Genomic DNA, 17,294 nt, shown 5'->3' with positions numbered 1-17,294 from the left:
GCCGAGGGCGGTTGCCCGGGGCGGCTTCAATCCGGAACGCCCCAGCCCCGCCGGATCACGAACCCCGGAGCCAAAGTGAAGCGAAGCTAAGCTTAAGACGGGAAGTTTTCGACGGGTTGGCCGCAGCCTTACAAATGCGTAAGCGCGCTGCGAGCGGTCACAGATCCCGCAATTGCTCGGCGGTCAGCGCCGGGGACGGCCTGGCGGTCCGAACGGCGGCGGCAACGGACGCGACGACGAGGCCAAGCATGATCGCCAGATAGAGCCATGGCACCGACAGCGCTTGCGGCGGTGGATCGAAGACGCCGGTCAGCAGCTTCACCAGCATCCAGGCGGTCAGTGTTCCCGAGAACAATCCGAAGACCACGCCACCGACAATGATGACGAGACCCTCGCTCCATAGGAAGGCATCCAGTTGCGGCGGCTTGGCGCCTATGGCGTCGAGGATCGCGAAGGCCCGGCGCCGCTCGGCGAATCCCAGAGCCAGCATCAGTCCAGCGGCAGCGGCGGCCATCAGCACGGAAAATCCAAGCTCGATCCGCGTCAACCCGCGAAGGTCAACCGCGGTAAGGCTCGATCCGATGAGATGTGCGGCCTGGCCGATATCGGAGACTTTCAAGGCGGGGTAGGGAGCAAGCACGGAAGCGACCTGGCGTGCCAATTCGGCAGGATTGCCCTTCGCTCTCATCAGCACATATTCGGAAGCGTCCGACCCTGTCATGCGGGCTACGTAGGCGGCGTTGGCGACAAGGAAGGAATCCTTCGGCGCCGTCGGAAATTCGCGCACGACGCCGATAAATCTGAAGGCTACCGGATGGTACTGATGGTCTCTTGCATCGAGGAGCCGCAGATTGATCGTATCGCCCTGCTGAAGCTGGAAATCCTGCACGGTCTCTTCCGACACCAGGACGCCGTCGGGCGTGGTGGCCAGCTGACCGAGCATGCCTTCGGCGCCGGTGCCGCTGAAATAAGCGTCGGAAAGGGTCGTGGCGCGCCCGATGCGTCCGGGGTCGATCCCGTAGAGGTCCTGTAGATCCGCGCCCACATAGGCAAAACGATGCTGCATCGGCTCGACGGCGAGCGCATCCGTCAGCGCGGTCAAGGCCGCCAGATGCACGCCGGCCGGTTTGTCCGATGTTCCGAAGATGGTGACGTCGGATCCATTCGTCAGCTCGGCGTCGACGCGCGCCTGGGCGTTGTAAGTGGTGTTGAAAATAGCGGTCGAAGCAGCGAAGGAGACGGCCAGCGCGGTCATGGCGATGCCGATCGTCAGGCGCTCTGACTGCCGCGATAGTGCCGCCGACACGATCGGCGTCAGACGACCCGCCACCGGGGTGAGGATCACCCGTAACAGTCCGCTGTTGTGCGCGATGATCATGCCCGACAGCCGCATGACCAGCAGCGTCATGCCCATCCAGAGTAAGGCAGGGGCGATGAAAGCCTTGTAGTCGACCGAGGTCGCCGCCACGCCTTCCGGCGCCAGCACGATCTCGTACCCGGTGCTGGCGGATAACCAGAAGAAAAGGCCGGCTCCGGCAAGCAGCAGCAAATCCAGCCGCAAGCGTTGCCAGAGCGGCGTCCTTGCCCGCGTGACGGCGTGCCGCGCCGCATCGACGGTGGTCCAGCGCGCGTCGCGCCAGGCCGGCAGCAGGAGAGCGGCGAACCCCAGCAGCAGGCCGAGCAGGGCGAGGAGAAGGAGGGATGGATCGCGGAGGGCTGCGTACCGGCCAAGCGTGGAAACAGGGCTGAAAAGCAAGGCTCCACCCATGCCGAGCGCAACTCCGGCGACGTCGGAGACCGCGGCCTCGGCGGCTGAAAGCAACAGGATCGTGCTGGTTGTGGCGCCGCGAACGCGAAGCAGCGCCTGCTCCGTCCGCCGGCGCTGCTCGCCGGACGAGGTCACGGCATAGGTAAGCGCGATACCCAGCGCCGCGCCTGGCAGTCCGAGGAACAGGAACAGCACCGAAGCATAAAGCGCATCCTCCCGAACGGCTGCGAGGCGGGAGCCGAGATTGTCGGCAACCAAGGCCTGGCCGACGGTCCTAGCCTCCAAATTGCGCGCCGCGCCGGTGACGAAGATATGGGCCTGGACGGGATCGGATGGCAGGCCTGCATGGTCCAGCCGCGCGTGCCATTGCAGCCGGACCGTATCCGGGCGCTGCTCCGCCTGCGGGGAGAAGAACTGCTGCCAATCCTGCCAGGGAAGCACGAGCACGTTGTCCGGAGGCGCCTGCGGCGCGGCCTGGGCAGGCAAGCCCACTGCCTGAAACAACGAATCAGCATCGGGCAGATCGACGACCCCGGCGATTTTGACCTCCACGGCTGGCAGGCCGATGCGCTTGATCGACACCGCGTCGCCAGGGCGGACATGAAGGTTGGCCGCCGTCTGCTGGGCGACCAGAACGCCGTCGGCGCTGCCGGAAAGCAGCCGGATTTCCGCCGGAAAATCCCTGGAATAACCTTCGTCCAAGGCGATGACCTGCCCCGGCCCGGTGGTCTGCGTCGTGCCGCCCGCCAAGGCTTCGAAACCCGCCGCGTCAGCATAGCGAACGCGGTGAGCAGCCTTGACGGGTGTTGCTTCAGCGATCGCCTTGCCGATCGTTTCCGGATCGGCGCCGGAAATCACCTGAACCTGCCAGTCGACCGGGACGGCGCTGATCGCGCGGGCCGTCATCGAGGCGCTCGCATTGGCGAGGAAAAGGACCATGGCGGCCAGGAGCGCGACGGTCACCGCCACGCCCGCCGCGGCGCCGGCGACACGCGTGAAGCGGCGGGCGAGGATACCGCGCATCCACAGAAGAAGCATCATGCCGCGTCCTGCCTTGGCCATTCGGAGACCAGCCGCCCATGGTCCATCGTCCATCTGGTCGCCATCCGGGCGGCCACCGCCTCGTCATGCGTCGCCACGACCAGAGCGATGCCGGTGCCCTCCAGCTGTTCCATGACCGTGTCAAAGAAGAACTGCGCCGTAATGCTGTCGAGTTGTCCGGTCGGCTCGTCGGCCAGGATCAGCTTCGGCCTCATGACGAGGGCTCGGGCCATCGCAATCCGTTGCGATTGTCCGCCGGACAATTCCTCCGGCAGCTTGTCGCGCAGCTCGCCGAGGCCAAACAAATCTAACAAGGCCGCGGCGGCCGCCCCAGCCGAGGCCGGGTCGCCGGCCAATACCAGCGGCAGACCGACATTCTGGGCGACGGTGAGCGCCGGAAACAGGCTGGGCGTCTGGAACACAAGGCCGATATGGCGCGGCCTCAACTCCTCGAATGGGCCGAGCCCGGGCCATTCGACGGTGCCGGACGTCGGCTTGTCCAGCCCGCCAAGTATATGCAGCAAAGTCGTCTTGCCGCTGCCGGACGGCCCGACCACAGCGATCCGCGCGTCGGAAGCGATCCTGCAATTGACATCGCGAAGCGCGACAACGCCACGTTGGAAGTCGCGGCCGAGATGCTTGCCGACGACAAGCGTGTCACTCATCGTCGATCCTCCCGTCCTTCAGGCCGATGATGCGGTCGGCCCTATGCGCAAGCGCCTGGCTGTGGGTGGCGAGCAAAGTCGCCAAGCCAGCCCGCCGCCGCGCCTCGAAATGCGCGATCAAACGGAGTTCGGTGTCGCGGTCGACCTCGGCGGTCGGCTCGTCGGCAACCAGGATCGGCGGGTCCGAGGCGAGCGCCACGGCAAGGCCGGCCCGCGCCGTCTCGCCGCCAGAGAGTTCCGTGGGAAAGGCCCGGGCGCGGTGCTGAAGATCGACGCTTTCCAGAAGCGCGCCAATCCGGATCTCGTTCGGCTTCCCCGCCAGCTGCATCTGGAGGCGCAGGTTCTGTTCCACATTGAGATGGCCAAACAGGTTCCCGGACTGCGGAAGGATGCCGAAATTGGCGGCGCGGATGCGGGTCCGCTCGGTTTCCGACCGACGGGTCAAACGCATGCCGGCCACCTCGACATGGCCGCCGTCGGGTTCATCCAACCCGGTGACGCAGGACAACAGCGTGGACTTGCCGCTGCCGGACGGTCCAACCAGGGCAACGATCTCGCCAGCCGAAAGATGAAAGCTGATGCCACGCAGCGCGGCGGTCTCGTCGTCGCCTATGTGGAAGAACCGGTAGAGCTCGTGCGCTTCCAGCGCGTGCATTTTACTTCCAACGGAATGAATTGGACATCAGTTGCCACTGGTCGACGTTGTCGGCGCCCTTGGGCGCGTAGAGATCGAGCGTTACCAACTTGCCGTCCGTGAAATAGAGATAGCGTTCGTTTTCAAGACGCACTTGCTTGCTGGTGACGGCGTTCGGCTCGGAGTTGGACGTGTAGACGATACGGATCGCAGGGCCGGCGGGCAGCTTGACCTGCTTGATCGCGGTCACCTTGACGGCCCTGCCGCCCGCCTCGAGCTTCGGCACATAGTCCGTCTTGGCGCTCTCCGCGGTGGGCGCGGCGTCGGCCTTCGACACCGTGACGGAGACGCCGTCAAGCTTGTCGACGAAGCTGGCTCCGTCGGGGCGATCGGACCTGGCCCACCCCTCCGGTACTTTCAGCGTGAAGCCTAGCGGTGAGACGTAGTCGATAAAGACCTGGCTATCGGGAATGTCACCCGGCGGATTCTTTTCCGCAGGGACAGCTTTTTCCGCGGCGAAAGCCGGACCGATGCCAGACTGGAGAATTTGCAAGCCCGTTGCGAAGAGGCATGCGCCCACCGCAATGCTCGATGCGAGCCAGCCGACCTTCCAATGGAGAGAGATCATGACACGCGACCTCCGATAGAGCGGGGCATATGATGGCACTATAAAGTGTCAAGTTTACGGGAAAGTCGCCCCATCCATACGGATCGGTAAGCTTCAAAGGCATCGAAGCGAAAAAATCATATCGCTTGGCCGCCCGGTGACTTCGCTGTTGGAAAGCTGACGGTCACGGCCAGGCCGGGGTTGCGGTCTTCGAGCGCGATGGCCGCGCCATGCAGGTCCGCCACCGCCTTGACGAGGCTGAGCCCCAAGCCGCTGCCCGGCGTCGTGCGGCTTGCATCCAGCCGGTACAGACGGCGGAAGACTTTCTCGCGTTCCTCGGCGGGAATGCCCGGGCCATTGTCACGGACATGGATGAGGATGTGGCTCCCTCCCCGGGTCACCGAAAGCTCGATCTCGGTGCCCGGCGGGCAATGCCGGAGCGCGTTCTCGACCAGATTGGCGAGCATCTGCATCAGCAGGTCCCGGTCGCCGTGGATGTACCATTTCGTATCCGGAAGGATGGTCGTCGACAGCGATTTGCCGTCATCCTCGGCAACATCGGCGTAGACGTCGCCGATGGTCTCGACGATCGGTCCGACGTCGAGATCGACGAAGCGGGCCTTGCGGGCGCCGGCTTCGATCTGGGCGATGCGCAGCAGCGCGTCAAAGGTGCTGTTGATCTGCTGGCTTTCGACGCGGGCGTCGGTCAGCTCGGTCGAGACATCCTCGCCCGACGCGGTCTTGTCGGCGGCGGATTCCAGGATCATCTGTAGCCGGTTGAGCGGTGTCTTGAGGTCATGCGCGATGTTGGCGCTCACTTCGCGCATGCCGTCGACCAGCGCCGAGAGGCGATCGAGCGCGGCATTCACCTGGGCGGAGACGGCGTCAATGTCGTCGCCGCTGCCGATCAGCGGGATGCGGGCGTCGAGCCGTCCATGCGAGACGTCGACCATGGTGCTGGCGATGCCATCGAGGCGCCGCTGGACACGCGAGGCAAGCACGGCGCCGCCGCCGATGGCCAGAACGGTGATGACGAGCGTCGCCCAGCCGAAGCTCATCAACACGATCCTTTCGAGATCCTCGGTTTCCGAGAGCGAGAAGGCGACCGTCAGGCGGTTGTCGCCGACCGTGCCTGAATAGGCGCGGTATTCGGTGTCGGGCGGCACGCCCGGCAGGCTGGCGGTGAACATGGAAAAGCCGTCCGGCAGGCCGGCGGCGGTGAAATCCCCGGCGAGGCGGTTGCCGTCCTTGTCGGTGAGGGAAAAGATCTGGTCCTTATCCTGGCTGAACTGGGCATGGTCCTTGACGGTCGAGACAAGATCCTCCTCGTCGCTCTCGGCACGGGTCGAGGCGATGAGCGAATAGGTCTCCTTGATCGACTGATCGAGCTGCCTGGCAAGCGAGGCGCTCATCAGTTGATAGACGATCGCGCCGGACAGGACGAAGGCCAGCAGGAACAGGAAGGCGAAAGTCAGCGCCAGCCGGAACGGCGTGCTGCGCAGCAGGCTGGAGCGCGTCTCGCTCATGCGATCGCGAAGGCGCTTGGTCGCCCGGCAATCGCGGATGCGGGATCAGGCCGGAACATGCAGGCTGTAGCCGGTGTTGCGCACGGTGTGGATCAGCGGCACGTCGAAGGGCCTGTCGACCTTGGCCCGCAGCCGGCTGATATGGGTCTCGACGACGCTGGTCTTGGGGTCGAAGTGAAAATCCCAGACGCGTTCGAGAAGCATGGTGCGGGTGATGACGCGGCCCTCGCCGCGCATCAGCACTTCGAGCAGGCTGAACTCGCGCGGCTGCAGGTCGATCGGCTGGCCCTGCCGGGTCACGCGGCGCTGGATCAGGTCCATTTCGAGGTCGGCGACACGCAGCGCCGTCTTCTGCTCCTGCGCCGCCGGCCGGCGGCCGAGCGCATGGATACGGGCAAGCAGCTCGGAAAAGGCGAAGGGCTTGACCAGGTAGTCGTCGCCGCCTGCCTCGAGCCCCTCGACGCGGTCGTCGACGCCGCCGATGGAGGTGAGGAAGATGGCCGGGGTATGGATGCCGGCGGCGCGCACCGCCTTGATCATCGACAGGCCGTCGAGGCCGGGCACCATGCGGTCGGCGATGATCACGTCATAGGCGTCGCGGGTCGCGGCGAAGAGGCCGTCATGGCCGTCGCGCAAGAGATCGCAGACATGGCCGGCCTCGGTCAGCCCGCGAACGATATAGTCGGCGGTTCTCGGATCGTCTTCAACAAGCAGAAGTCGCATCGCCCCGTGCTGTCCTTGCCGCCTCAGCCTCGCCGGCATGGCGGCGCCGGCCGGGCTCTTTCCTGGATGGCATCATGCCCCACCTCGTCGTTTTGGCGCAATTCCGGGCGGATTGCTCTAACCATCTGCTTTTTACGCGTTCGAGGGCCTAAGACCGCTACACATTTTTGCGAGAGGGGCGTTTCAGGATCACGCTCAGTCGAGCAGGGCCTGCTCGTCCTCGTCGATCAGGTTCTTCAGGGTCATATAAAGAACGATAGCCACGATGCAGCCGAGGAAGGTCAGGCTGGTGACGGTGGTGCCGAAGCCCATGCCGCCATATTCGACCGGCTGCGAGAGCAGGTCGCCGAAGGAGGCGCCGAACGGCCGGGTCAGGATATAGGCGAGCCAGAAGGCGAGGATGCCGTTCAGGCCGAGGAAGAACCAGGCAAGCGCGATCGCCGCGATGACGGCGCCGAAGATGAGGCCGGTGGTGAGATAACCCATGTCGAAGCGCTCGGCGACCAGATCGCCGGCGGCCGTGCCGAGCGAGAAGGTGAAGAGGATCGCCAGCCAGTAGAAGATCTCGCGCCGGGTGGTGAAGATGGTGTGGATCGACAGGGTCTTTTCGCTTGCGTACCAAACGCTGAAAGTGAGGGCCAGCACGGCGGAGAAGACGATCGTCGTCGTCTCCAGCCGCACGCCGAAATTGTCGACGAGGTTGTCGGTGACCAGGGTGCCGACGACGCTGATCAGCACGACCGCCAGCCAGTAGGCCCAGGGCACGTAGCGCTTCTGCGCGAATTGCAGGATGAGCGCGACGACGAGAATGCCGCTCATGATCAGGGATGTGACGGCGAGGCCGAGGCCGAGATTGACGGCGAGATAGTCGGCCGCCGTTTCGCCCATGGTCACCGCCATGATCTTGATCAGCCAGAAATCCAGGGTGACTTCCGGGACCCTGTTCAACGCGGATCCGTGTTCGTTGGTGCCGATGATCATGGCGGCGTCCTCTCCGAACCGGGCGCTCATTTGCCGAGAACCTTCATGGCCTGGGCAAAGAAGTCGTCGGCGCGCTTGTCGTCGTCGGCGTTGCAGCGCTCGATGCCCTTCGTCTCCAGTTCGGAAACCTTGTTCTTGTCGGCGTCGCTGGGCTTCGCCGTGGCTTCGGCGGCGCGCAGGTCCTTCAGCGCCGTCTCGCAAGGCGTCGGGGCGGCAATGGCAGAAGCCAGGGGAGCGATGGTCGCGATGGCGGAAAAGGCGAAAACAAGGGCAAATTTGTTCATGATTTTATCCTGACGTTGGAGGCGCCTGTTCGAGCCGCTTCAAAATCGGTGCGGCCGTCGTCAGGTTTAGGCAGGCGAATTCACCGCAGCCTGTCCGCGTCCTTACAAATTCGTAAGGTCGGCCAAAAACATTCGCCGGGTCTCGTCATCGCCCGGCGGAAGAGCTAGAGAAAGCCTGGCGCCCGTCCGGCGCCGGAGCGGTGAGAAGAATGGCCTACACGTCCCTCAAGGCGGCGCCGAAAGCGTTCGACCAGCACAAGCGCCTGATCGTCGTGCAGGTGGCCGCCGTGCTTGCCGTCATCCTGCTTCTCTTCAGCAGACCGGCGCTGGCCGAAGGATCGAACGGACATGAAGCCCTGGAAACAATCGGCTTTGTGATGGTGCTGACCTGCTTCCTCGGCCGCTTGTGGAGCATTCTCTTCGTCGGCGGCAGGAAGAATGATCAGCTGGTCGTTTCCGGCCCGTTCTCGATGACCCAGAACCCGCTCTATTTCTTCTCGACGGTCGGCGCGGTCGGCATCGGGCTGATGTTTGGCTCGGTGCTGGCGGCCGCGATGCTCGGCCTGGCAAGCTTCCTCGTCTTCCGGTTCACCGCGCGCAAGGAGGCCGAGTTTCTCGCCGGCAAGTTCGGTGCCGTCCATGCGGCCTATGCCCAACGCACGCCGCGCTTCTGGCCGAACCCGCTGCTTTACCGCGACGAGGACCAGTGGCTGTTCTCGACCGGCGCGCTGAGGAGAACGTTCCGCGACGGGCTCTATTTCCTGGCGCTGTTTCCAGTCATCGAGGCGGTCGAGTATGCCCGCCTCAGCGGCCATCTGCCGACGCTTTTCACGGTCTATTAGTTCTCCGGTACAGATGACCGACGGCTATGTTGCCTGCCTGGCGACATAGGTTGGAGATTGGCCGAGACGCCTATCACCTCGTCATTCTATGGCGGAGCAAGGAGCGAAGCGACGCGCGCAGACCATAGAATCCATTCCGTTACGTCGAGGCGTTGCCACGGTGCAGAATTCTGCTCCGGTGCACTCTACGGCCAAGGTCACGGAATGGATCCTCCGGGTCTGCGCTCCGCTTCGCGTCGCTCCGCCCGTGGATGACGAGGTTCAACGCTAATCAGCGCGCCTTGTCGCGAGCGGCGCGGCGCGCGCTCTCGAGGAGAATCGCCAGGCAGCCGGCGAGGAGCAGGAAACCGCCGATGAGCGGCGGCAGCCCCAGGACCTTCACCGCGGCGGTGACGAGCGCGATCAGGATCAGCGCCAGCAGGGCAAGATTGCCGTCGTCGACGAACATGCCGACGAGTTCCTTCAAGACGAGGCGGATGACGGTCATCGGGCAACTCCCTTGGCGGGCGCCGGATAGGCGCCGCGCAGCCAGCGCACGATGGCGAAGGATGCGGCGGCGATGACGGCGAAGATGGCGAGCAGAGCGAGATCGGCGCCCGGCCAATCGGCGCCGAGGCCTTCGCCGGTCCAGAACACGCCGAAGCTGGTCAGCATCAGCCCGACGACGAATTTGAGCGCATTCTCGGGCACGCGCGCCAGCGGCCGGTGCACGGCAAGGCCGATCAGCATCACCAGCACGAAGGCCGCCAGCGCGCCAAGCCCGGCATAGAGCGTCTGCCCATGCGCGGCGCCGACGGCAATGACGATGAACACCACTTCGACACCCTCGAGCAGCACCGCCTTGAACGACGCGACAGCGGCCAGATAGTCGGCGCGGCGGTCGCCGGCCTGCCGCCGCAACACCTCCGTCTCCTTGGAAAAGGCCTGCTCCTCGTCATGCAGCGCGATCACGCCGACGCTGCGCAGGATCGCCTTCCTCAGCCAGCGCATCCCGAACAGGATCAGGAGCACGCCGACCACGAATTGCAGGACGGCGATGGGGATGAGCGCCAGCAGCGGCCCGAAGATGAGCACCAGCGCCGCAAGCAGGATGAGCGCCAGGGCAGCGCCGGAGAGCGCCGGGCGCCAGCCGCGCGTCAGCCCGACGGCAAGCACGATGGTGAAGGCTTCGACCACTTCGACGAAGGAGGCCAGGAAAGAGGCCGTCACGGTGGAAAATATGGGCGTCAGGCCATGCATGCAGGCTTCGTCCAATGCTGGGGAATCATCGACTGGCGGGAACGATACAGCGCTCCGGCGGCGGCGAGAATGCCGGAGATGATCGCAGGGCCGGTCGGCGCGCTGGCATCGATATGCGCCACATGCGCCATGGTTTGATCGCGCTCTGACGCGAGCGGGACCGGACATTTCGAAGAACTCATTGACGGTCTGTATCCGTTCGGTGTCCGTTGTATCGCGGCGCCGCCCTGGCTATCTGCGGGAGCAACAAGGCATTTGAGCGGCCGATGGGCCGCTCCAGCAGGAACGGAGCACATGAAGAAGATCGGATTTCTGTCATTCGGGCATTGGTCGCCCTCGCCGCAATCGGGCACGCGCTCGGGCGCCGACGCGCTGCTGCAGTCGATCGACCTCGCGGTCGCGGCAGAGGAGCTTGGCGCCGACGGCGCCTATTTTCGCGTCCACCATTTTGCCCGGCAGCTCGCCTCGCCGTTTCCGCTGCTGGCCGCCGCCGGCGCCAAGACCAAGCGTATCGAGCTCGGCACCGCCGTCATCGACATGCGCTACGAGAATCCGCTCTACATGGCCGAAGACGCGGGTGCTGCGGACCTCATCGCCGGCGGGCGCTTGCAGCTGGGCATCAGCCGCGGCTCGCCCGAGCAGGTGATCGATGGCTGGCGCTATTTCGGCTACGTGCCGCAAGAAGGCAAGACCGACGCCGACATGGCGCGGAACCACGCCGAAATCTTCCTCGACCTGTTGCGCGGCGAAGGCTTCGCCCAGCCCAACCCGCGGCCGATGTTCCCCAACCCGCCCGGCCTGTTGAGACTCGAGCCGTTTTCGGCCGGCCTGCGCGACCGCATCTGGTGGGGCGCGGCCACTGACGCCACCGCCGTGTGGGCGGCCAAGCTCGGCATGAACCTGCAGAGCTCGACGCTGAAATTCGACGAGAGCGGCGAGCCGCTGCATGTCCAGCAGGCCAAGCAGATAAGAGCCTACCGCGCCGCCTGGAAGGAAGCCGGCCACGCGCGGGAGCCGCGCGTCTCGGTCAGCCGCAGCATTTTTGCCCTCGTCAACGACATGGACCGCGCCTATTTCGGCGGCAGCGAGGGCGAGGACCATTTCGGCTATATCGAGCCCGAGAAGCGCGCCGTGTTCGGCCGCACCTATGCCGCCGAGCCCGACAAGCTGGTGGAACAGCTCAGGGAAGACGAGGCGATCGCCGAGGCCGATACGCTGCTGCTCACCGTGCCCAACCAATTGGGCGTCGACTACAATGCCCATGTCATCGAGTCGATCCTGAAGCACGTCGCGCCGGCGCTGGGGTGGCGGTAACTCGCAAAGCTAGGGAAGGCGTGGTGCGCCTTCCCTAGGAACTCACCTTCAGCCCGACCACGCCAAGGATGGTCACCGCCGCAAAGGTGAGTCGCACGGCGTCGGTGCTTTCGCCGAACAGCGCTATGCCGGCGATGAGCGAGCCGACGGCGCCGATGCCGGTCCACACCGCATAGGCGGTGCCGAGCGGCAGGACGGTCAGCGCCTTGGTCAGAAGCGCGATGAAGATGACCAGGAGCACAAATGACACCGCCGCCCAGAGCGGCTCGGTGAAGCCGGCCGATTTCTTGGTCGCGAGCGCCCAGGCGACGTCGGTGATGCCGGAGATGATCAGCAGCAGCCATGCAACGGACTGGCTCATGCGAGCCTCCCGGCGAAGCTTGCTGGAAGGCGCTGCAGTTCGGCTTCCGTCCGCCTGACGCCGGCCTCCATCGCTTCCGGCTGGCCGATGGTCGGCGAGACATGGACGATTGCCGCATCTTTCAGGCCGATGAAGGCCAGCGCGGTGCTGAGATAAGGCGTCGCCAGATCCGTCCGGCCGTAGCTCGGGCCTTCGGTGAAGTCGCCCGAGGTTGCCATCAGCACGGCAGTGGGGCGGGCGCTGAGCAGCGGCGTGTAGCCGGTGGCCGGGTTGAAGGAAAAGCTGAGGCCCGGCTGCGTCACCAGGTCGAACAGATGCTTCAGCCTGTACGGAACGCCGAGATTCCACATCGGCGTCGAGATCAGGATCGCGTCGGCGGCGTCGAGCCTTGCCACGTAGTGTCCGATCAGCTTCCAGGCCCGGCTCTGCGCATCGGTCAGCGGCGTGCCGGAAAGCTTTGCGTATTTGGCCTCGATCGCCGCGCCGTCGAAGCTCGGCAGGATCGCTGTCCAGATGTTGAAGTGGTCGATTTCGAGCTCGGTCAGGTGTTCCTTCAGCTGCGTAAGGAAATTCCCGGCGGCCTTGCTCGACCAGGAGCGGTCGGCGCGCGGCGAGGCCTCGATGTGCAGGATGCGGCTCATGTCCTTCTCCGCTGGTTCGTTTCCGGAGCGCGATATATGTTCGCGGCATTGCGAGCGCATTGAGCGATTCTGCTACTCTCATTCGCATGGATGCGAAGATGATCGATTATGACGACGTGCGGCTGGTGGCGGCGATCGCAGGGGCCGGCGGGGTGCGCGGCGCGCAGGCAAGGCTCGGCACGCATATCGCGACGATCTACCGGCAGCTCAGGGAACTGGAGAAGCGCACCGGCGGCGCGCTGTTCGAGCGCCTCGGCGACGCGCTGGTGCCGACCGGCAGGGCCGGGCCTTTCCTCGAGGCCGCCGAAGAGCTGCGCGACCGCCTCGCCGAGGTCGAGCGGCGCGTGGCGGCGCAGGACGACCGGTTGGTCGGGCCGCTGAATGTGACGACCGCGGACACGCTGCTCGATATCGCCTGCGCCTGCCTGAAATCCTTCGGCAAGGCCCATCCCGGCATCGCGCTGTCGCTGGAGGTCAACAACAGTTTTGCCGATCTCGGCCGGCGCGAGGCCGACGTCGCCATCCGCCCGACACTGACGCCGCCCGAAACGCTTGTCGGCCGGCGCGTGGCGCGTTTCTCCTATGCGGTTTTTGCCAGCGATACGTCCCTGGAGGGATGGATCGGCTTCGACGCGACCCTGTCCGCCCTGCCGGCGGCGCAATGGCTGAAGGCGAATGTCGAAGAGGACGAGATCCGCCTGAGGGTCAACAGCCTCACGGCCGCGGCGGCCGCCGCCGAGGCCGGCTGGGGCAAGGCGCTGCTGCCGGACTATCTGGGTGCAGCGCGCCGGCTGCGGCGCCTCGGCGAAACGGTCGAAGAGCTCGCCTCGGAGCTGTGGGTGCTCTCCCACCCGGACCTCAAGGGCAATCCGCGCGTGCGCGCCTTCAGTGACTTTTCGGCCAAGTGGTTGAAGACGCGGCTGAATACGGCCAACCCTCCAGCCGGGGGCTCCGCCCGATATTGACACCCGGCAAATTCCGGCTCTACTTTGTCGCGTAATCGGTTACGTAACCGATTACGGCTCAATCAAGTGGAGGAGACTAATGAGCAAGATTTCGAACATGCACGGGCTTGTCCCGTTCTCGCGGCGCCAGTTCCTGAAGACCAGCGCGCTCGCCGCCGGCGCGCTCGCTCTGCCGCTCGGCCCGGCTCTCGCGGCAGACAAGCCGAAGGTCGGCCTGGTGATGAAGTCGCTGGCCAACGAGTTCTTCAAGCAGATGCAGGCCGGCGCCGAGGCGTATGCGGCCAAGAACAAGGACAAGTTCGATTTCGCCGCCGTCGGCATGAAGGACGAGCGCGACTTCGCGGCCCAGGTCGACGCGATCGAGAACTTCATCACCCAGAAGTACAACATCATCGTCGTGGCGCCGGCCGACTCCAAGGCCATGGTGACGCCGATCGCCAAGGCGCTGAAGGCCGGCATCAAGGTCATCAACATCGACGTCGCGCTCGACGAGAAAGCCAAGAAGAAGGCCGGCATCGACCTCGCCTTCTTCGGCCCGGACAACCGCGCCGGCGCCAAGCTCGCCGGCGACGCGCTCGGCAAGGCGCTGGGCAAGGGCGGCAAGGTGGTCATCCTCGAGGGCAATCCTGAGGCCGACAACGCCAAGCAGCGCAAGCTCGGCTTTGATGATTCGGTGAAGGAGTACGGGCTGAAGCTGCTCGACTCCAAGACGGCGCATTGGGAGACCGAGGAAGCCAACACGCTGATGACCAACTTCCTCACCCAGCATCCGGATATCCAGGGCGTGATGGCGGCCAACGATTCGATGGCGCTCGGCGTCGTCAAGGCGATCGACGCCGCCGGCAAGTCGGGCAAGATCAAGGTGGTCGGCTTCGACAACATCCCGGCCGTCGGCCCGTTGCTGAAGGAGGGCAAGATGCTCGCCACCGTCGAGCAGTATGGCGCGCAGATGGCTGCCATGGGCATCGACTACGGCCTGCGCGAGCTCGCCGGCGAGAAGTTCACCGGCTGGGTCAAGACGGACGTCAAGCTGATTACGGCCTGAGGCGAGCAAGGGCGCCGGGACTCCCTCTGGCGCCATCCTTTCGCTTGTCTCATCATCGCCGCCGGCAAGTTGCCGGCGGCGATGGCGGCGCGTTAACGCCGCCTTGCGGCGGCAGAGCGCCATTCAGGATTGCTGCATGAACGATGTGATTCTTTCCCTTGAAGGGGTCGGAAAGGTTTTTCCGGGCGTCGTGGCGCTGAGCGACGTCTCGCTGTCGATCGCGCGCGGCGAAACCCATATCGTGCTCGGCGAGAACGGCGCCGGCAAGTCGACGCTGATCAAGCTGCTCGCCGGGATCTACGAACCGGACACCGGCACCATCGCCTTCAACGGCGCGGCCTACCAGCCGAAATCGCCGCACGACGCGCAGCAGAGCGGCATCCGCATCGTGCATCAGGAATTAAATCTTCTGCCTTATCTCAGCATCGCCGAGAATCTGATGCTGGAAAACCTGCCGCGACGCGCCTTCGGCATCGTCGACCGCAAGGCGCTGAACAGCCGCGCCGTTACGTTGCTGAAGGAAGTCGGCCTCGATGTCGATCCGAGGACGCGGGTCGAGGCGCTCGGCGTCGCGCAGATGCAGCTGGTCGAAATCGCCAAGGCGCTGAGCTACGACTCGAAGCTTCTGGTGCTGGACGAGCCGACGGCGACGCTGACGCCGCCGGAGATCGAACGGTTGTTTTCCATCATCAAGCGGCTGAAAGCCCGGGGCGTCACCATCATCTACATCTCGCACCGGCTGCACGAGGTGTTCGACATCGGCGAGCGGGTGACGGTGCTGCGCAACGGCAGGCTGGTCGCGACGCGCGACCTCCACGGCCTCACCGTGCCCGACCTGGTGCGCATGATGATCGGCCGCGACATTGCCGACGAGTACAGCTTCGACGACACGATCGTGCCGGGCAAGGTCGCGCTCAGCGTCGCCAATCTGAAGCGCAATGCCGCGACGCCCGCCATTTCCTTCGACGTCCGTCATGGCGAGATCCTCGGCGTTGCGGGCCTGGTCGGCAGCGGCCGCACCGAAGCGATGCGGGTGCTGTTCGGCGCCGATCCCAAACTCGACGGCGTGATCGAGATCGACGGCAAACCGGTGGCGATCGCCGCCCCCAAGGACGCGGTGCGGCATGGCTTGAGCCTGCTTACCGAGGACCGCAAAGGTCAGGGCCTGCTGCTCGACCTGGCCGTCGACAAGAACATCACCATCACCGACCTGAGCAAAGTCTCGCGCAACGGGCTGCTCAACCGCCGGGCCGAGGCGGCGGCGGCCAACGATCTCGTCGGCCAGCTGCGCGTCAAGGCAAGCTCGATCGAGCAGGCGGTGCGCAATCTTTCCGGCGGCAACCAGCAGAAGGTGGTGCTGGCCAAGTGGCTGTTCCGCGGCACCTCGACGCTCATCCTCGACGAGCCGACGCGCGGCGTCGATATCGGCGCGCGGCGCGAGATCTACCAGCTGCTCTGGATGCTGGCGGCGCAACAGAAGGGCATCATCATGGTCTCGTCCGACCTGCCCGAACTCATGGGCATGTGCCACCGCATCATCGTCTTTTCCAAGAACAGGATCGTCGGCGAGGTGCCGCGCGCCGAATTCGACCAGGAGCGCATCCTGTCGCTCGCCTATCAGGAGTATGTGCGACCATGACCGAGACGTCCGAACCGCTGGTGTCGGCGCCTGTTTCCCCCGGCCGGGCGAAATTCCTGCGCTTCCTGATCCGCGACGCCGGCGTGCTCCTGGCGCTGGTGCTGATCACCTTGTTCTTCTCGGCCACGGCGCCCTATTTCGCGACCCCCGACAATGCGTTGAAAATCTTCGTGCAGATCGCCATCAACACGGTACTGGCGGCAGGCATGACCTTCGTCATCCTGACCGGCGGCATCGATCTTTCGGTCGGCTCGGTGCTGGCGCTGTGCACCGTGGTCGGCGCCACCATCATGATCAACGAAGACCTGTCGCCGGCCGCGGCAATCACGCTGTCGCTGCTGGCCTGCATGGCGACGGGCGCGGTGTGCGGCTTCCTCAATGGCTGGATCTCGACGCGCTGGAAGATCCCCTCCTTCATCGTCACGCTCGGCATGCTCAACATGGCGGCGGGCGCGGCCCGCGTCGTCAGCGACAATTCGACCATCACCGGCCTGCCGCAGAGTTTTGTGGATTTCGGCAACCTGATCATCGGCGGCTTCCTGCCGTCGATCTTCCTGGTCGCGGTCCTGGTGATCGCCGCCGGCTGGTTCGTGCTGCGCTTCACCGTCTTCGGCCGCATGATCTTCGCCGTCGGCACCAATGACGAGGCGGTGCGGCTGTCGGGTCACAATCCGGATTTCTACAAGGTCGCCGCCTTCACCATCAGCGGGCTCACCGCCGGCATCGCGGCCATGGTCTATCTCTTGCGCCTCAACATCGGCAGCCCGATCGCCGGCGTCGGCTACGAGCTCAATGCCATTGCCGCCGTCATCATCGGCGGCACCAGCCTCAGCGGCGGCAAGGGCTCGATCATCGGCACGCTGGTCGGCGCCTGCATCCTGCAGGTACTCAGCACCGGATTGCAGCTGCTCGGCGTCGGCGACAACTTCAAACCGATCGTGATTGGCCTTGTCATCGTGCTCGCCGTCATCCTAGACGCGTATCGGGAGAGGCTGTTGCGGAGGATCCGCTAGGGGGCA

The 17,294-nt window shown here is 65.1% G+C and carries 19 protein-coding genes; 6 read left to right on the top strand and 13 right to left on the bottom strand.

The window, feature by feature from the left end:
- Positions 1-157: 157 nt before the first annotated feature.
- From DPM35_RS18945 to DPM35_RS18910, 8 genes are all read right to left on the bottom strand, one after another.
- A complete protein-coding gene (locus tag DPM35_RS18945; RefSeq protein ID WP_112129101.1) occupies positions 158-2,809 on the bottom strand; it encodes an ABC transporter permease in 2,652 nt (883 codons plus the stop codon).
- Positions 2,806-3,474, bottom strand: coding sequence for an ABC transporter ATP-binding protein (locus DPM35_RS18940; protein WP_112128785.1), 669 nt, complete (start codon positions 3,472-3,474; stop codon positions 2,806-2,808). Before DPM35_RS18940 ends, DPM35_RS18945 begins: the two co-directional genes overlap by 4 nt.
- The gene (locus tag DPM35_RS18935) at positions 3,467-4,129 is read right to left on the bottom strand and encodes an ABC transporter ATP-binding protein (protein ID WP_112128784.1); all 663 of its coding nucleotides are present in this window, start codon (positions 4,127-4,129) and stop codon (positions 3,467-3,469) included. The genes DPM35_RS18940 and DPM35_RS18935 overlap by 8 nt, the downstream gene beginning before the upstream one ends.
- 1 nt (position 4,130) lies before the next feature.
- The gene (locus tag DPM35_RS18930) at positions 4,131-4,736 is read right to left on the bottom strand and encodes a hypothetical protein (RefSeq protein ID WP_198419720.1); all 606 of its coding nucleotides are present in this window, start codon (positions 4,734-4,736) and stop codon (positions 4,131-4,133) included.
- 116 nt (positions 4,737-4,852) lie between these two features.
- Positions 4,853-6,241, bottom strand: coding sequence for a sensor histidine kinase (locus DPM35_RS18925; RefSeq protein WP_112128783.1), 1,389 nt, complete (start codon positions 6,239-6,241; stop codon positions 4,853-4,855).
- A gap of 45 nt (positions 6,242-6,286) precedes the next feature.
- The gene (locus DPM35_RS18920) at positions 6,287-6,964 is read right to left on the bottom strand and encodes a winged helix-turn-helix domain-containing protein (protein ID WP_112128782.1); all 678 of its coding nucleotides are present in this window, start codon (positions 6,962-6,964) and stop codon (positions 6,287-6,289) included.
- 195 nt (positions 6,965-7,159) lie between these two features.
- Positions 7,160-7,945, bottom strand: coding sequence for a COG4705 family protein (locus tag DPM35_RS18915; RefSeq protein WP_112129099.1), 786 nt, complete (start codon positions 7,943-7,945; stop codon positions 7,160-7,162).
- A gap of 26 nt (positions 7,946-7,971) precedes the next feature.
- Positions 7,972-8,229, bottom strand: a complete 258-nt coding sequence (locus tag DPM35_RS18910) for a hypothetical protein (RefSeq protein WP_112128781.1) — start codon at positions 8,227-8,229, stop codon at positions 7,972-7,974.
- Positions 8,230-8,438: 209 nt separating this feature from the next.
- Here DPM35_RS18910 and DPM35_RS18905 point away from each other — a divergent pair, with 209 nt between their 5' ends.
- Positions 8,439-9,071, top strand: a complete 633-nt coding sequence (locus DPM35_RS18905; protein WP_112128780.1) for a methyltransferase family protein — start codon at positions 8,439-8,441, stop codon at positions 9,069-9,071.
- Between the two features lie 271 nt (positions 9,072-9,342).
- On the opposite strand, the gene DPM35_RS18900 is transcribed toward DPM35_RS18905, so the two are convergent.
- From DPM35_RS18900 to DPM35_RS32460, 3 genes are read right to left on the bottom strand one after another with little or no spacing between them, the layout of a single operon-like run.
- On the bottom strand, positions 9,343-9,558 hold the full coding sequence (locus DPM35_RS18900; protein WP_112128779.1) for a hypothetical protein: 216 nt from the start codon (positions 9,556-9,558) through the stop codon (positions 9,343-9,345).
- Positions 9,555-10,310, bottom strand: coding sequence for a COG4280 domain-containing protein (locus DPM35_RS18895; RefSeq protein WP_112128778.1), 756 nt, complete (start codon positions 10,308-10,310; stop codon positions 9,555-9,557). The genes DPM35_RS18900 and DPM35_RS18895 overlap by 4 nt, the downstream gene beginning before the upstream one ends.
- Complete coding sequence (locus DPM35_RS32460) at positions 10,298-10,441, bottom strand: hypothetical protein (RefSeq protein ID WP_181592069.1); 144 nt, start codon at positions 10,439-10,441, stop codon at positions 10,298-10,300. Before DPM35_RS32460 ends, DPM35_RS18895 begins: the two co-directional genes overlap by 13 nt.
- A gap of 163 nt (positions 10,442-10,604) precedes the next feature.
- On the opposite strand from DPM35_RS32460, the gene DPM35_RS18890 reads away from it, so the two are divergent.
- Positions 10,605-11,624: an LLM class flavin-dependent oxidoreductase gene (locus DPM35_RS18890; RefSeq protein ID WP_112128777.1), complete on the top strand. Its 1,020-nt coding sequence runs from the start codon at positions 10,605-10,607 to the stop codon at positions 11,622-11,624.
- Between the two features lie 34 nt (positions 11,625-11,658).
- Here DPM35_RS18890 and DPM35_RS18885 read toward each other — a convergent pair whose 3' ends face one another.
- Together DPM35_RS18885 and DPM35_RS18880 are read right to left on the bottom strand one after the other, a co-directional pair.
- Positions 11,659-11,985, bottom strand: a complete 327-nt coding sequence (locus tag DPM35_RS18885; RefSeq protein WP_112128776.1) for a DMT family transporter — start codon at positions 11,983-11,985, stop codon at positions 11,659-11,661.
- The gene (locus tag DPM35_RS18880; protein WP_181592068.1) at positions 11,982-12,626 is read right to left on the bottom strand and encodes an FMN-dependent NADH-azoreductase; all 645 of its coding nucleotides are present in this window, start codon (positions 12,624-12,626) and stop codon (positions 11,982-11,984) included. Before DPM35_RS18880 ends, DPM35_RS18885 begins: the two co-directional genes overlap by 4 nt.
- A gap of 98 nt (positions 12,627-12,724) precedes the next feature.
- Between DPM35_RS18880 and DPM35_RS18875 the strand changes: the two genes are divergently transcribed.
- The 4 genes from DPM35_RS18875 (at position 12,725) to DPM35_RS18860 (ending at position 17,288) form a co-directional block, all read left to right on the top strand.
- A complete protein-coding gene (locus DPM35_RS18875) occupies positions 12,725-13,591 on the top strand; it encodes a LysR family transcriptional regulator (protein ID WP_181592067.1) in 867 nt (288 codons plus the stop codon).
- A gap of 79 nt (positions 13,592-13,670) precedes the next feature.
- Entirely contained in the window at positions 13,671-14,636 is a 966-nt protein-coding gene (locus tag DPM35_RS18870) for a sugar ABC transporter substrate-binding protein (RefSeq protein ID WP_112128773.1), read from the top strand.
- A 136-nt stretch (positions 14,637-14,772) separates the two neighbouring features.
- Complete coding sequence (locus DPM35_RS18865; RefSeq protein ID WP_112128772.1) at positions 14,773-16,275, top strand: sugar ABC transporter ATP-binding protein; 1,503 nt, start codon at positions 14,773-14,775, stop codon at positions 16,273-16,275.
- Positions 16,272-17,288: an ABC transporter permease gene (locus tag DPM35_RS18860; RefSeq protein WP_112128771.1), complete on the top strand. Its 1,017-nt coding sequence runs from the start codon at positions 16,272-16,274 to the stop codon at positions 17,286-17,288. The genes DPM35_RS18865 and DPM35_RS18860 overlap by 4 nt, the downstream gene beginning before the upstream one ends.
- Positions 17,289-17,294 lie beyond the last annotated feature (6 nt).

The organism is Mesorhizobium atlanticum (assembly GCF_003289965.1).
Taxonomy (GTDB): domain Bacteria; phylum Pseudomonadota; class Alphaproteobacteria; order Rhizobiales; family Rhizobiaceae; genus Mesorhizobium; species Mesorhizobium atlanticum.
Note: the sequence above shows the minus strand (reverse complement) of the source record. Positions and strands in the feature narration are given on the sequence as shown.